This window comes from Isoptericola sp. NPDC057653 (assembly GCF_042799955.1).
Classification (GTDB): Bacteria; Actinomycetota; Actinomycetes; order Actinomycetales; family Cellulomonadaceae; genus Isoptericola.
Genome location: NZ_JBHVHP010000001.1, coordinates 290,597 through 306,192, shown reverse-complemented (window position 1 = coordinate 306,192; position 15,596 = coordinate 290,597). Strand labels below are relative to the sequence as shown.

6 protein-coding genes are annotated in these 15,596 nt (G+C 73.1%); 3 read left to right on the top strand and 3 right to left on the bottom strand.

The window, feature by feature from the left end; translation table 11 throughout:
- The first annotated feature begins 188 nt into the window (after positions 1 to 188).
- Positions 189 to 8,048, top strand: coding sequence for a DUF5979 domain-containing protein (locus ACFU9A_RS01335; RefSeq protein WP_430573460.1), 7,860 nt, complete (start codon positions 189 to 191; stop codon positions 8,046 to 8,048).
- A 72-nt stretch (positions 8,049 to 8,120) separates the two neighbouring features.
- Here ACFU9A_RS01335 and ACFU9A_RS01330 read toward each other — a convergent pair whose 3' ends face one another.
- The 3 genes from ACFU9A_RS01330 to ACFU9A_RS01320 form a co-directional block, all read right to left on the bottom strand.
- Positions 8,121 to 10,172, bottom strand: a complete 2,052-nt coding sequence (locus ACFU9A_RS01330; protein ID WP_430573459.1) for a bifunctional lysylphosphatidylglycerol flippase/synthetase MprF — start codon at positions 10,170 to 10,172, stop codon at positions 8,121 to 8,123.
- Positions 10,169 to 11,254 (bottom strand): AI-2E family transporter, encoded by a 1,086-nt coding sequence (locus ACFU9A_RS01325; RefSeq protein ID WP_430573458.1) that lies wholly within the window; start codon positions 11,252 to 11,254, stop codon positions 10,169 to 10,171. The genes ACFU9A_RS01330 and ACFU9A_RS01325 overlap by 4 nt, the downstream gene beginning before the upstream one ends.
- 382 nt (positions 11,255 to 11,636) lie before the next feature.
- Positions 11,637 to 12,056, bottom strand: coding sequence for a transferase (locus tag ACFU9A_RS01320; RefSeq protein WP_430573457.1), 420 nt, complete (start codon positions 12,054 to 12,056; stop codon positions 11,637 to 11,639).
- 170 nt (positions 12,057 to 12,226) lie between these two features.
- Here ACFU9A_RS01320 and ACFU9A_RS01315 point away from each other — a divergent pair, with 170 nt between their 5' ends.
- Together ACFU9A_RS01315 and ACFU9A_RS01310 are read left to right on the top strand one after the other, a co-directional pair.
- Entirely contained in the window at positions 12,227 to 12,922 is a 696-nt protein-coding gene (locus ACFU9A_RS01315) for a TetR/AcrR family transcriptional regulator (RefSeq protein WP_430573456.1), read from the top strand.
- Positions 12,915 to 15,596, top strand: coding sequence for an MMPL family transporter (locus tag ACFU9A_RS01310; RefSeq protein ID WP_430573455.1), 2,682 nt, complete (start codon positions 12,915 to 12,917; stop codon positions 15,594 to 15,596). The genes ACFU9A_RS01315 and ACFU9A_RS01310 overlap by 8 nt, the downstream gene beginning before the upstream one ends.

Here is a 15,596-nt window from a genome sequence, read left to right as displayed (position 1 = left end):
CCGCGCCATCTCCCCTCATCTCTGACACCTTCGGAGGTGGCGTGCGCGCACCTTATGGCGCGCGCGTGAGGACACCGGGGTGGGGGAGAACTTCGATGGCTAGTGGTCGCGCGGCGACGAGGCACGGCGGACGGCACGCACGGAGGCGGCAGGGCAGGCGGTTCAGCCGCGGCTGGTCGGTCCTCGGCGTGCTCGCGCTCGGCCTGGCCGGGGCGATCATCCCGGCGACCACGGCGTCCGCGGCGACGTGGAGCATCAGCAAGGAGGCCACCACCCCCGGGCCGTACTCGCCGGGACAGCAGGTCACCTACGAGGTGCAGATCTCCTGCTCCGACCCCAGTTCGCCGTGCCAGAACACCGTGTTCACGGACGACCTGCCCGACGGGCTGGAGCTCGTCACCGCGGAGATCGTCGACCAGCCGAGCGGCACCGCGGGTGACCTCACGATCGACACCGACGGCGACGTGGTGACGGCGACGTGGCCCAGCTTCACCAACGGCGAGCAGGCCACCATCGTCATCACCGTCCAGATCGACCCCGACCTCCCGTACAGCGAGAACGGCGTCCCGATCGTCAACACCGCCACCGTCGTCGCGGACAACGCGGCCGAGGACTCGGCGGACGCCACCATCGCGCCGGATGTCGACCTCGTGCTCGACTCCGAGACCACCAAGTCCATCGACCCCGAGGGGGCGCTCGCGGCGCCCGGTACCGCCGCGACGATGACCATCGGCGCGACGAACACGTCGAACGACCCGGTCGACACCCTGGTGGTCCAGGACCCGGTCGACCCGACGGCCGACCCGAACCCCTTCACCTACCTCGAGTACGTGAGCACCGGCGACATCACGCTGCCGCCGAACGCCGACACGGTGACCCAGGAGTACTGGGACGGCGACTCGTGGGAGCCGCTCGACGACTCCGTCGACCCCGCCACGGTGCAGGGGGTGCGCTACACGTTCAGCGGCGACATCCAGCCCGGCGCCACGGCCACGATCCCGGTCGACGTGCAGCAGAGCGACGCCGTCGCGGACCTCACCGACCCGACGACGGTCACCAACGACGCGTCGTCGTACGTGACGCACGGCGACGACGAGTCCGACCCGACGACGGCGGACGACACGTACGTCATCACGCCGCCCAACAACTCGGTGACCGCCAGCAAGAGCTTCGACCCGGCCACGGTGAGCGCGGGCGACCCCACCACCGTGACCCTGGGCGCCACGAACACGGGCACGCCCACGGACTCGATGACGATCACGGAGCCGGCGCCGAACACGAACAACCCGTTCACGGGCGACGACCCGATCACGTTCACCGGCTGGGGCACCGACGGCGCGGGCGCCGGCGTGCAGTGGCCGGCCGACGCGGACGCCGCGGCGGTGACGTTCACCTGCGCCGACGGCACCACCACGGACCCCATCCCGGCGACCGCGCCGGACACGCTGCCCGACCCGCCCGCCGGCTGCACGGTGGTGGGGTTCAGCATCGAGTACACGGGCACGATCGTGACCGGCGCCGAGGCGACGGTGCCCTTCACGGCGGACACCGACCCCGACCAGGACCCCGAGAACGTCACCCACGACAACACCGTCGAGGCGACGGTGCCGAACGCCGACCCCGCCGACGCGTCGGACGGCCTGCTCACCCTGGTGGACCGGCTCGCCACCGAGACGGACAAGCAGATCTCGCCGTCGACGATCCCCGCGGTGCCGGGACAGAGCGTCATCGTGCAGCTGCCCACCCAGCTGCTGCCGTTCGGCCCTGACGGTTCGACGACCAACGCCGACCAGGTCGTGATCTCCGACCCGAGCGACCCGACCAGCCCTGACGAATGGTCCGAGAACTTCGTCCCGACCGCCGTGCGGTCGACGGACGTGCCGGCCGACTCGACCCTCACGGTCAACTACTGGAACGGCACCGCGTGGGTGCCGGCGCCGGGCTGCGGACCGTTCACCGGGCCGGACACCGTGAGCTGCACCCTCCCCGACGACGCCGAGGGCGTCCAGTTCGTCTACGACTCGACGGCTGACGGGTTCCCGCCCGGCACCAGCTTCCAGCCGAACTTCGTCGCCGAGTACACCGGGCCTACGGACCGGGACGACCCGATCGAGAACTGCGGCGCCTCCAGCGCGTCGTCCGGCACGGTCAGCCCGACCGACCCCGCCGAGGGGTGCGCCACCGTGGACCCGTTCCCCGTGGACGGTGAGGGCGACCTCGACTTCATCGAGAAGACCTTCCTCGGCGAGCAGCCCGTGAGCGTCCTCGCCCGCTCCGACGACCAGGCGACGGCACAGATCACCTGGTCCACGAACGGCTTCTCGGGCGTCGACCCGATGGTGATCTCGGACATCGCCGACCCGGAGACGACGCCGATCGCGGACTCGTTCTACGACGCCTTCGACCTGGTCAGCATCCCGGCGATCGACAGCGGCCTCGACCCGCTGATCCCGTACGACGCGATCGTCGGAGTCGAGCTGTGGAACGGGACCGCCTGGGTCCAGGCGACCAACGCCACCTGCACCGCCACCGCCCCGTGCGACGGCGGCATGCCCGCGGTGGACCTCACCGAGGCGGAGCAGGCGTCGACGACTTCCGTGCGCATCGTCTACACGGAGTCGCCGTCGCGCACGGCGACGCCGGACGACCCGACCGAGCCCGCGGCGGGCGACGGGGTGGCGCGGTCCACGCTGTCGGACGGCCGGCACCTGAACCTCACGTTCCAGGTGCGGGACACCAAGCGCAGCGACGGCAGCCCGGCGCTCGGGTCCACGAACGGCACGATCTACAACACCGACGACGCGGGGCTCGTGAACGACACGGCGCGCGCCACGGGCACGTTCGACGGCGACGAGTACACGGACACCGACGACGACGACGTGCTGATCATCGACCAGCCGCTCAACGTGACTGTGAGCAAGGACTGGACGGGTGGACCGATCTCCGTGCCGCCGCCGGGCACCCCCGCGCAGTTCTACCCGAGCACCACGGTGACCGTCACCGGCACCAACGCGTCCAACGCCAAGGTCGACCAGCTCCGGCTCGTCGACCCGACGGACCAGGGGTCGGGAACCGTGCAGACGGCCGCGGGGACGCACCCGTTCGACACGTTCACGCTCACGGCGATCGACCTCACCCCCCCGGACGGGGCGACGTCGACCACGGTGACGCTGACCAACACGGCGGGCGAGACCGCGACGTTCGACGAGGCAGGGGCCGAGGCGCTCACGCCGGCGCAGCTCGCCGACGCGGTCGGCATCGAGGTGGCGTACGACGGGCTCGTCGAGCCGGGCGCGACGGGGACGATGGAGCTCACGCTCCAGCTCCGGGCGACCGATCGGTACACGGGCGATCCGGTCTACGGCGACGACGGCGCGATCGACGTCGACCAGAACCCGGTGCCCAACGGCGCGGCCGCCACGATCAACGACCCGGGTGGAGTCCCGGGCCAGGACGACCGGCTCGCGAACGACAGCGACGACATGCTGCTGCAGACGGCGGCGATCGACATCGCCGTGGGCAAGTCGTTCAGCCCGGACACGGTGGTCGAGCCGAACCACGGCCAGGGCGGCGCCGACGACGCGCCGGTCATCATGACGCTCACCGGCCAGCCGCTCGGTCCGTCGCGCGCGGTTGAGATGGTGCTCACCGACGACGACCCGCAGTTCTGGAACCAGTACGACTTCGTCGGGTTCGACGGCGCCACCCTGACGGCGCCGATCCAGCAGGTGCAGGTCGACGCCTTCGTGGGCGGCACGTTCACCGGCGACCCGGGCTCCGCCGACCCGGTGACGGTGACCGGCGGGCAGTGGGTGACCGGCACGCCGTCGAGCACCTTCACGCTTCCCCCGACGGTGGATCCGGAGGACGTGCAGGGCCTGCGGTTCACCTTCAGCCGCACGGACGGGTCCGTCTGGGAGAACCCCGCGACCCCGACGCAGGCGGTCCCGATCGAGATCCTGCGCCGTGACGAGATGCGCTCCGGCGGCCCGGTGCTGCCGGACCTGGCGGCCAACCCGCCCGGGCCCGGCGAGAGCGACCCGGGTGTGGCGAGCAACTCCGTGCAGGGGACGGTCACCGGCGCCGACCTCGTCGTCGACCCGGGGACCGGCGAGATCGGGCCCGTGAGCGCCGACGACGAGGCGGAGTCGTCGATCCTGTACCGGCACGCCACCAACGGGGTGGCGATCGTCAAGGACTTCGACGGCACCGTCACGGGCGGCACCAAGAACCCGAACGCGGTGTTCCCCATGAACATCACGATCAAGAACACGGGGGACCGGCCGATCGTGGACCCGACGATCGTCGACGACCCGATGCCCACCGACGGCCAGGGTGCGCAGCTGCGGCTGGCGGACGTCGCGGAGCCGTTCTCGTACGCGCTGACCGGCGACGACCCGGACCCCGGCACCCCCGACCTTCCGACCGACGCCGCGCAGGTGACGGTGGACCAGACGGGAGACATCGCGAGCCTCGGGTTCTCGTTCCCGGACGGCTCGGTGCTCGAGCCGAACCAGACGTACACGATCACCGTCATGGTGCGGTTCCGGGTGGGACTCGCCCCGGACACGCGCGTGGCGAACACCGCGGGCGTCATCGGCGACCGGCCCTGGGACGAGTGCTGGAACGCCGTGAGCGGTGACAACCCGCCCGCGGGCACCATCGACGAGGAGACCGGGGCCTGCGAGGCGAGCTCCGACGTCCGTCCTACGGAGAGCGCCGTGCTCGCCCAGTCGAAGTTCGTCAAGGCGACGAACGACGACGAGCTCGACGTCATCGTCGACCCGGACTACACCGGCTCGCCGGTGGTCTGCCAGCCGAACGTCGCGGGCTTCTACGCCTACCCGTGCGTCCCGGTCATCGCGCCGGGGCACGACGAGACCTGGCGCGTGCGGATCGACAACGTCGGCAACAACCCGTTCACCAAGGTGGTCGGCTACGACCGGTTCCCCACGCCTGGGGACACGAGCTCGTACGCGCGCCCCGGTGAGGGGACCGAGCGCGGGTCGCAGTGGGCGGCGATCCTCAAGGCCGACCCGCCGCCGGCGCTCGTGAACGCGCCGGCAGGCACGGAGGTCGCGTTCGCCTACACGACCGCCGACGCGCTGTGCAACGACGACATCGAGAACCCGCTGAACGAGCCGATCTGCCCGACGGACCCGGCGACGGGCTGGGCACCGTTCACCGAGGACACGCCGGTGTCGGTCTTCGACGACATCACCGCGATCAAGTTCGTCCTCACCTTCCCCGAGGACGAGCCGTTCGAGCCGGGCGAGTACGTGGCCATCGAGGCCACCTCGACCACACCTCCCGAGGTGCCCGCGGCGGGCGACCGCTCGATCGCGTGGAACTCGGCTGCCGTGTCGGCCTCGTACCAGCGGTCGGACGGGACGATGCACAACCTCCTGCCCGCAGAGGGCCAGAAGGTCGGCGTCGCCACGGCGTCGGGCCCGCTCGCGGTGACGAAGCTGGTCGAGGGCGACGGGGCGGCCTACGCGCCGGACGAGTTCCAGCTCAACGTGCAGTGCACGTCCGCGCCGGGCTCGTGGGTGGAGAAGGAGCTCGACCCGATACCCATCACCGTGGTGCCGGGCACGCCGACGGTGGTGCCGAACCTGCCCTACGGCGCGGAGTGCACGATCACCGAGGACTCCGGGGTGAATGGCGAGACCGCGCTGGTCGTCGGCACGGTGACCATCGACTCCGAGACCGTGGACGAGGACCCGACGACCATCTCGGCCCTCAACATCTACGACCTCGGCGGCCTGGTGCTGTCGAAGTCGGTCGAGAGCGACGCCGTCGACCAGGACGGGAACCCGGTGTCCTACGGCCCGTTCGAGGCGACCGTGGAGTGCACGTTCCTCGGCGAGCCGGTGTTCGCCGACGGGTACGACGCGGACACCCCGATGGTCGTGGAGCTCGACGAGGACGGCACGCCCGTGGAGCTCACCGGCCTGCCGGTGAACTCCGAGTGCACCGTCACCGAGACGAACACCGCCGACGCGGCGGGCACCACCATCACGGTGACGACCCCGGGCGAGGACCCGGTCGAGACGGACGGCACGTCGGCCGACGTCACGGTCGTGCCCGACGAGGACGGCACGGCCGGCGCGGAGATCGCGCTGGAGAACACCTTCGACGTCGGGGTGATCAACCTGCAGAAGGTGGTCGACGGCGAGGGCGGGCCCGCCTACGGCGCGGGGCCGTTCACGATCCAGGTGGTCTGCACCTACGACGCCGACGGCGACGGGCCCGGCGAGGCCGGCACGGTCTACGACGGCACGGTGGTGCTCGGCGGCGCCGGGCCGCTCGACGCGCAGATCGCCAACCTGCCCGTCGGCGCCGAGTGCACGATCACGGAGACGGACGACGGCGGGGCCACCGGTGCGGTCGTCGTGCCCGACACCGTGACGGTGGACGCGGACGAGCCGGCCCAGGTGGTCATCACCAACACGTTCGACCTCGGCACGATCGAGGTGGACAAGGAGCTCGACGGTCTCGGCGCCCTCTACGGCCCCGGGCCGTTCGAGGTCACGCTGGCCTGCACCTACGGCGAGGACGGCGACGGCGACCCGGTCGAGATCGTGATCCCGGGTGGCGCGGTCCGGACGTTCGTCCCGGGCCAGCCGGCCGTCTACGAAGGGCTGCCGGTCGGCGCGGAGTGCACCGTCACGGAGACGGACGACTTCGGTGCCACCGAGGTGTCCGTGAGCGTGGACGGCGGTGAGCCCGTGGACGGGAACTCGGCGGACGTCGTCGTGCCGCCCGCGGACGGCGGGGAGGCGGCCACCGTGACCGTCACGGTCACCAACACCTTCCTCACGGCCCCGGTGCTGGTGGAGAAGACAGTCGACGGCGACGCCGCGGACTTCGCGCCCGGCATGCCCGACATCCCGCCGCTGCCCGAGCTGCCGGACGAGCCCGTCACGCCGGAGGAGCTCGCGGCACTGATCGCCCAGCTCGACGACTTCTACGCGCAGTTCCCGCTGGAGGGCATCCCGTACCGCGCGTCCCTCTCGTGCACCTTCCAGGGGGCGGAGATCCCGGTCCCGGGCGGCGCGGTGCGGCCGTTCGGCCCGGGGCTGCCGGGGGTGTACTTCGGGCTGCCGGTCGGGGCGACCTGCACCGTCACGGAGACCGAGACGGGCGGCGCCACGTCGACCACGATCGAGCCGAGCCCGTTCGTGGTCGACGAGGACCGGGTGCTGCCGGCCCCGCCGCAGGTGGTGACGGTCACGAACACCTATGACGCCGGGTCGATCCAGGTGGAGAAGGTGCTCGACGGCGACGGCGCCGAGTTCGTGACCGCGCCGTTCGAGGTCTCGCTCACCTGCACCTTCCTGGGTGAGGCGATCGAGGTGCCGGGCGGAGCCACCCGCACGGTGACGCCCGACGAACCGGCGACCTACGACGGGCTGCCCGTCGGCGCGGAGTGCGTGGTCACCGAGACCGACGCCGCGGGCGCGGCGTCGTCGACGGTCTCCACGACCGTCGAGGGCGGCGACCCCGGCCAGGTGGTCGTGCCGGGCGCGGACGCCGACCCGGCGGTGATCACCGTGACCAACACGTTCGACGTCGGGTCGATCGCGGTGGAGAAGGTGGTCGACTTCGAGGGCAGCTCCTACGACGTGGGCCCGTTCGAGGTGACCCTCGCCTGCACGTTCCAGGGCGAGGACATCACGGTCCCGGGTGGCGCGGCGCGCGAGATCGCGGCGGGCGACACCGTCACGTACGCGGGGCTGCCGATCGGCGCCGAGTGCGTGGTCACGGAGACGGACGACGGCGGCGCGACGTCGTCGACGGTCTCGACGATCGGCGACGGCGACCCGGGCGCGGCGACCGTCGCGGCCGACCCGGCGCAGCTCACGGTGACCAACGTGTTCCCGGCCCCGCCGGCCCCGCCCGTGCCGCCGGGCGACGGCGGCGACCACGGGGGCGGCTCGCTGCCGGTCACCGGTGCCGACATCGTCATGTGGGTGGGGATCGCGGTGCTGCTGCTCGCGGCCGGGGCGGTCCTCGTCGGGATCCGGCGCCGCCGCCAGCACTGACGGTCGACGTGACGGCGCCGGCCCCGGGTTCACCGGGGCCGGCGCCGTCGTCGTGCGCGGGGGAGGAGCCGATCAGGCGGCGTCGCGGCTCGCCGAGCGGGCCGCGGCGAGGAGGTCGCGGGCGCGCGCCTCGGGGAGGTAGCAGCGCACGAGCGCGAGGCCGACCAGCGGCAGGGTCGCGGGCTCCGGCACGACGAGGCTGAGCGGCACGCTGCGCGGCTGGAACTTCTGCTTGAAGCGGTGCAGGGAGTCGAAGCCGTACAGCGGCTCGAGCGCCTCGGCGAGGCGGTCGAGGGCGGCGTCGACGCCGCCGGGCGTGCCGTCGTCGTCGCGCGCCAGCGGGCTGCCGGACAGGGAGGCCTCCAGGGCGCCCTCGTCGCGGAACGTGGTGAGCGCGCCCGCGATGAGCAGCTCCATCGTGTAGCGGAACGAGTCGGGGGCGCGGCGCATGACGTCGAGGGTCCAGCCGACCACCTGGCCGCCGGGGGCGTGCACGGGCAGCCAGCTCGTGACGCCGTGCACGCGCCCGTCGGCGTCGGTGGCGAGCCCGACCCGCACGGCGGGGTCCAACGCCTCGCGCACGCCGCCGAGGGTGAACGCCATCTCGGGGAGGTCGGAGTCGCCGAGCCACGCCTCGGAGATGGCACGCACCTGCGCGAGCGTCTCGGGCGGCTCGTCGGCGAGGGTGACGAGCCGGTGCTCGACGCCGTGCTTCGCGGCCTGGTTGACGGCGGTCCGCACGTCCTGCCACTTCTTGCCGCGGAACTCGAGGCCCGGGAGGTCGACGACGGCTTCCTCCGCGACGCGCACGACCGTCCAGCCGCGCCGCCTGCCGAGCTCCGCGAGCTCGGGGCTGGAGGAGAAGAAGCAGGAGCCGGACCCGGCGGCGGACGCGGCGTCGACGAAGGCGTCCATGAGCTCGGCGCGCCCCTGCGGCCCGTCGCCGACGGGGTCGGTGAGCGCGACGGCGACGCCGGCGTGCGCCTGGTAGGCGACGTAGCCGGGCAGGCCGGGGGAGGTCCAGCGCTCGTTGCCGTCCCACGTCGTCATCCAGGCGAGCCGCTGCCCGGCGCCGAGGCGCGCGACGGTGGCGCGCGCCTCCGCCTGGTCGAGCTGGTCCCGGGACCAGGGGCGCGCGTGCCGCCGGGTGCGGAACGACGCCCGCCGCACGACGAGCAGTGCCAGCGCGCCGGCGTCGAGCAGCAGCATGAGCAGGTAGAGGGGCAGCTGCTGGGGCAGCTCCACGGCCGACGCGAGCACCAGCACCGTCTCGGCGAGCACGCCCAGCACCGTGAGGGCGACGGCGACCCGCCACCACACGCGCCGCCCGCGGAACAGGCCGACGGCGAGGACGAGGTCGACGGTCAGCGAGATGAGGCCGGTGGGCCAGTCGTCGCTCTCGACCTTGCCCAGCGGCCCGCCGGCGGGGCCCGCGGCGAACGCGGCGAGCACGACGATGAGCGCGGACAGCGCGAAGTAGCCCGCCGCCGTGACGCGGTCGCGCTGCACCCTCCCGGCGCGGGTGCGGCCGCCGAGGCGCGGACCGAGCAGCGGCCGTGCGACGACGAGGCCGGCCAGCCAGCCCAGCACGTGCTCCACGTCGGCGATGCCACCGCCCACGACCAGCCCGACGAGCACGTACGCGGCGACGACCGCGCTGGCGCGCTGGCGCCACGGCGAGGGGAAGCTCAGCGCGGTCACCGTGATCGCGCCGGTGACGCCGGCGCTGAACCCGACGTCGAGGTCGTCCGCCAGGCCCACGGCCCACGACCAGCCGGTGCGCGCGAGGAGGGTCAGGCCCGCGGCCGTCGCGACGACGCCCACCAGCTGCGTCGTCGCCGTGACGAGCGCGGCGCGGCGGGTGCCGAGGCGCAGCTCCGTCCAGCCGACCAGGACGAGGAAGATGCCCACCACCGGCACGTATCCCCAGGGGACGGGGGCGAAGAACGAGCCGGTCACCGGGGTCCACCAGCGGCCGTCGCGGAACGCGGGGGCGCCGAACGCCACGACGTCGAACCACGACGAGTCCTTCAGCGGGCTCCACAGGCCCTGCGACACGACGCCGAGCACGAGCATGAGCGCCACGACGGCGAGGGTGAACGGCGCGCGGCGGATCAGGGTCATGGGCCGGCCTCGGCCACGGCCTGGTCGTCGTGCCCGTCGGCCGCGCGCTCGTCTCCGCGCGCGTGCCCGAGGACGTCGCGCAGGATGACCGTCACCGGGGCGGACAGCATGGCGCCGAGCAGGCCGGCGAGGACGGCGCCGACGATCGTCGAGCCGAGGTTCACGATGGGGTGCAGGCGGAGCTGGTCGGAGGACAGCTTGGTGAGCATCAGCGTCTGCACCACGTTCTGCACCACGAGGATCACCGCCAGCAGGATCAGCGCCTGCGGCAGCCCTTGCGACCCGAGCGCGATGAGCACGGCGAAGGCGCCGGAGATGATCGCCCCGAGGTAGGGGATGTACGACGTCACGAACGTCACGAGCGCGATGGAGAACGCGAGGGGGACGTCCAGGACGATCGCGCCGATCGCGATGAGCACGGCGGTGACCAGGCTCGACGACGTCAGCGCGCCGAAGTAGCGGCGCAGCGTGAGGGTCGCCTCCTCGATCACGACGTCGCCCCGGGTCGCGCCGACCGACGAGTGCCTGGCGGCGAACGCCTCGATGCGGGGCCAGTCGGCCATGACGTAGAAGAGGAAGAAGACGGCGATGAACGTGCCGACGACGAACGCCGCCGCGCTCGAGAACACGCTGCCGAACAGGCTGGCGAGGCCCCCGCTGAGCGAGGACGAGGCGTCGCCCAGGTCGATGCCCGTGAGGTCGAGCGTGGTGCCCGCCAGCTCCTGCTGGAGCGTGGCGAGCCCGCTGCTCAGCCGGTCGGCGATCTCCGCCGACTGGTCGGCGATGCCGTCGGCCGTCACCCCCACGGCGAGCGCGAGGACGCCGCCCAGCGCGACGAGCACGGCGAGCGACCCGAGCCCGCGGCGCAGCCCCAGCCGTTCCAGCCGGTCGACCAGCGGGTGGAGCAGCACGCCCAGCACGGCCGCCACGACGAGGGGCACCACGAGGCCGCTGATCGCGGACACCGCGGCGTAGACGACGACCGCCGCGGCGGCGATGCCGACGACGGCCCAGCCCACCCGGCCCAGGCGCAGGACGACGGCGCCGGTCCGGCGGGCGGTCTCGGGGGCGTGGTCGGGCACGGGGCTCCTCGGGTCGGTCCCGAGCATCATCCCGCGCGGGGGCTCGCGGCGCGCGTCGCAGTCGGAGGCGTCGACGGCGTCCGTGCAGGTGGCGCCGTCGTGCGGGCACGAGACGGCCGGGCCGGCCGTCGCGGGGACGGCCGGCCCGGCCTGAGGGGGGTCTATCGCTTACGCGCCTTCACGGTGGTCTCGGCAGTCCTCTCGCGCTTCTGCACGCGCTTCTCCTTGAGGGTGAGCGCCGGCTGCTTCTTCGAGCTCTTGGCCACGTGAGTTCACCTCCACTCGCCTCCAGGTGGGTCGATGAACCGGCCACCATAGCAACGTCCTGGGGGCGGTGGGCCGGCAGCGGAGGGCGGCCCCGGGAACGGCTCGGGAGGGGGCGTCAGGCGGCCGTGCCGAAGTCCTTGCGGCGGCGCGTGCCGTGCGCGGTCTCGCCGTCGGGGACGATCGCGTCGGGCGGCACCACCATGCCGGCGGGCACGCGGCTGTCGGCGCCGAGCCGGCTGCCGGCGCCCACCCGCGCTCCGTCGCCGACGACGCCGCGGACGCCGACGTGCACGTTCTCGTCCACGCGGGCGCCCTGCCCGACGACGGCGTCCACGTCCACCCAGCTGAACCGCCCCACCTGGGCGCGCGCGCCCACGCGGGCCCCGGCCTCGACGTAGGCGCCGGGCCTGATGGTGGCGTCGGGGTGGACGCTCGCGTGCGGCGAGACGAAGCCCTCGCCGTTGTCGTGCCGGAGGTATCGGGTGTACTTCCCCGGCTCGTGCTCGATCTCGACCTTTCGGGGGATGCGTCGCAAGAGTGCTCCTAGAGGTGCGTGGCAATCTTGTGACATAACGCGCAAGCGGCGGCCCTTGTTCCCGGGAGCGAGATCCCGAGGCAACGGCGGCCTGCACGGTGGGGCTCGGTGACCGGGATCACGGTGACGATTCGTTGCACTCAGTGCAGCGAAGTGTCTACCGTCGCCGGGTGCCCCCCGACCTCCGACCGGACGACGACGCGACCCTCGGCACCCGTGCGCGCCTCAAGGCCCGCACCCGCCGGAGCATCGTCGACGCCGCCACGGCCCTCATGGACGAGTCGGCGGGCATCGACTTCTCGGTCGACGACCTCGCCGACCGCGCGGGCGTGTCCCGGCGCACGGTCTTCAACCACTTCGCGTCGCTCGACGACGTGGTGGCCGCCGTCGGGGCGGGGATCTTCGCCTCCGTGCGCGACGCGCTCCTCGCCGTCGACCCGCCGGACGCCCGGCCCGGCGGCGCGGACGGTCCGCGCGCCGCAGCCCTCGCCGACCTCGTCGGGGCGCTGCGCCGCGCGGACCTCGTCGGCCCGATGGCGTCCCTCACGCGCGGGCTCGGGCTGCAGGGCCGGTCCGAGGACGTCTCGGGCGTGCCCTCGCACCAGGCGATGCTGCTGCTGAGGTCGCTGTCGGACGTCAGCGAGGACCTCGCCGGAGACCTCGTGCACCGCCACCCACGGGTGGATCCCCTCGACGTGGACCTCCTCGTCGCGCAGGCCATGAGCAGCCTCGTCGTGCTGCACCGGCACTGGTTCGCCAGGACCGGGGCGGCCACCGACGCCGCCTCCCGCAGCCTCTGGACGGACCTGCTCGACCACATCGCCCCGGGCACCTCCGCCCGCCCCTCGGAAGGACACCATGGCTGAGCTCCTCTACCGCCTCGGACGCTTCGCGTCCCGGCGCGTCAAGACCGTGATCGCCGTCTGGGTGGTGATCCTGGCCGTCGCCGGCGCCGGGTACGCCGTCGGGGCGGGGACGCTGTCCGACAGCTTCACGATCCCCGGCACCCCGACGCAGGAGGTGACCGACCGGCTCGCGGACGAGATGCCGGAGGCCGCGGGCGGCACGGGGACGGTGGTGCTGACCACGGACGACGGTTCATCGCTCACCACGGGCCAGGAGAAGGCCCTCCGCGGCGTCCTCGCCGACGTGCGGGACGTCGACGGGGTCGAGGACGTCGTCGACCCGTTCGCCAGCGAGGCCGACCGGCAGGCGCAGGCGGACAAGCTCGCGGACGGGGAGAAGCAGCTCGCCGACGGCCGTGACCAGCTCGCCGACGGGCAGGACCAGCTCGACGCCGGCCAGCAGCAGATCGACGACGCGCGCGCCGAGCTCGAGGCCGGGCAGGACCAGCTCGACGACGCCCGCGCGCAGGCGGAGGCCGCCGGGCAGGCGGAGGCCGCGGCCCCGCAGCTCGACGCGCAGCAGGCCCAGCTCGACGCCGGCACGGCGGAGCTGGACAAGCAGCAGGACACGCTCGACGAGAAGTCCGCCGAGCTGAAGGACGGCACGGCGGAGCTCGAGGAGCAGGCCACCCAGCTGGAGCAGGGCAAGGAGCTGCTGGACCTGTCCTCGGGGATCAAGCTCGTCTCCGACGACGGGTCGACGGCGGTCGCCACGGTGATCTTCGCCGACGACCAGATGGACATCTCGCAGGAGACGAAGGACGCCGCCATCGGCGCGATCACCGACGGCGTCGCGGACGTCGACGGGGTGCACGCCGACCTCGGCTCCGACCTCGCCATGGAGACCCCCGCGATCGTCGGGCCCGGCGAGGTCATCGGCCTGATCGTGGCGGCCGTCGTGCTCGTCGTCATGCTCGGCACCCTCATCGGGGCCGGCCTGCCGCTGGTCACCGCGCTCGTCGGCGTCGGGATCGCCGCGATGGGCGCGCTCGCGTTCTCCGGCGTGGTGCAGATGTCGTCCGTGACGCCGGTCCTCGGCCTGATGCTGGGCCTCGCCGTCGGGATCGACTACGCGCTGTTCATCGTCAACCGGCACCGCCACCAGCTCAAGGACGGCTACGACGTGCGCGAGTCCGTGGCGCTCGCCAACGGCACGTCGGGCAACGCCGTCGTGTTCGCCGGGGCGACGGTGGTCATCGCGCTCCTGGCGCTCAACGTCACCGGGATCCCCTTCCTCGGCCTCATGGGCACCGTCGGCGCGGCGTCCGTCGCCGTCGCCGTGCTCGTGTCCGTGACGCTCACGCCGGCCCTGCTGTCCGCCATCGGGATGCGCATCCTCAGCCGCAAGGAGCGCGGACGCCTGCACGCGGGCGCCGAGGAGCACGCCGCGCACGACGCGAGGCACGCGGCCTCCGCGTCCGCCGGCCCCGTGCGGCCGATGCGGACGCCCGTGGCCGTGGGCCGCGTGGTGCTCGGCGTCGCCGTGCTCGGTGCGATCGCCGTCCCGGCCATGGACCTGCGGATCAACCTGCCCGACGGGTCGTCGGACTCGCCGGACTCCACGACGTTCCAGGCGTACACGACGATCGCCGACGAGTTCGGGCCGGGCGTCAACGGGCCGCTGCTCGTCGTGGCCGACCTGCCGCAGGCGGTCACCGACGACGACGAGGTCGCGACCCAGCTGGCCGTCGCCACGCAGCTGGCCGACCAGGACGACGTGGTCGCGGTCGCGCCCGCGGGGACGTCGGACGACGGCACGATGATCGCCTTCCAGGTGGTGCCGGCCGAGGGGCCGACGAGCGAGTCCACCGAGCAGCTCGTGCACACCCTGCGCGACCTGTCGCCGCTGTCGATCGACGCGGCGTCCGCCGACGGCGCGGAGACCGTGAGCGGCGACGTCGAGATCGGCGTCGCGGGCGCGGCGTCCGGGAACATCGACATCTCGCAGAAGCTGTCCGACGCGCTGCCGCTCTACCTCGGCGTCGTCATCGGCCTGTCGCTGCTGATCCTCATCGTGGTGTTCCGGTCGTTGCTGGTGCCGGTCATCGCGACGCTCGGGTTCGTGCTGTCGTACTTCGCGGCCCTCGGCGGCGTCGTCGCCATCTACCAGTGGGGCTGGCTGTCCGGCGTCTTCGGGGTCGACCACCCGGGGCCGATCCTCAACTTCCTGCCCACGATCCTCGTCGGCATCCTGTTCGGCCTGGCGATGGACTACATGCTGTTCCTGGGCTCGGGGATGCGGGAGGCGTACGCGCACGGCGCCCCGGCGCGCGTCGCCGTCGTGCAGGGCTTCCGGGCCGGCCGCTCCGTGGTCACGGCGGCCGCGATCATCATGATCTCCGTGTTCGGCGGGTTCGTGTTCTCCGAGTCCGCGATGATCCGGCCGATCGGGTTCGCCCTCGCGTTCGGCGTGCTCGTCGACGCGTTCGTCGTGCGGATGCTCGTGGTGCCGGCCCTCATGCACCTGCTCGGTGACGCCGCCTGGTGGCTGCCCCGGTGGCTGGACCGGATCCTGCCGAACGTCGACGTCGAGGGTGCGGCCCTCGAGCGTCAGCACCCGCACGCCGCGGACGTGGACGGCGACGTCGAGCCGACGGAGCGACCGGTGAGCTCCGCGACGCAGCCGGGACGGTAG

Coding starts and splice junctions, on each gene's coding strand:
- ACFU9A_RS01330 (WP_430573459.1), bottom strand. CDS start 10,172: ATGACCCTGATCCGCCGCGCGCCGTTCACCCTCGCCGTCGTGGCGCTC.
- ACFU9A_RS01310 (WP_430573455.1), top strand. CDS start 12,915: ATGGCTGAGCTCCTCTACCGCCTCGGACGCTTCGCGTCCCGGCGCGTC.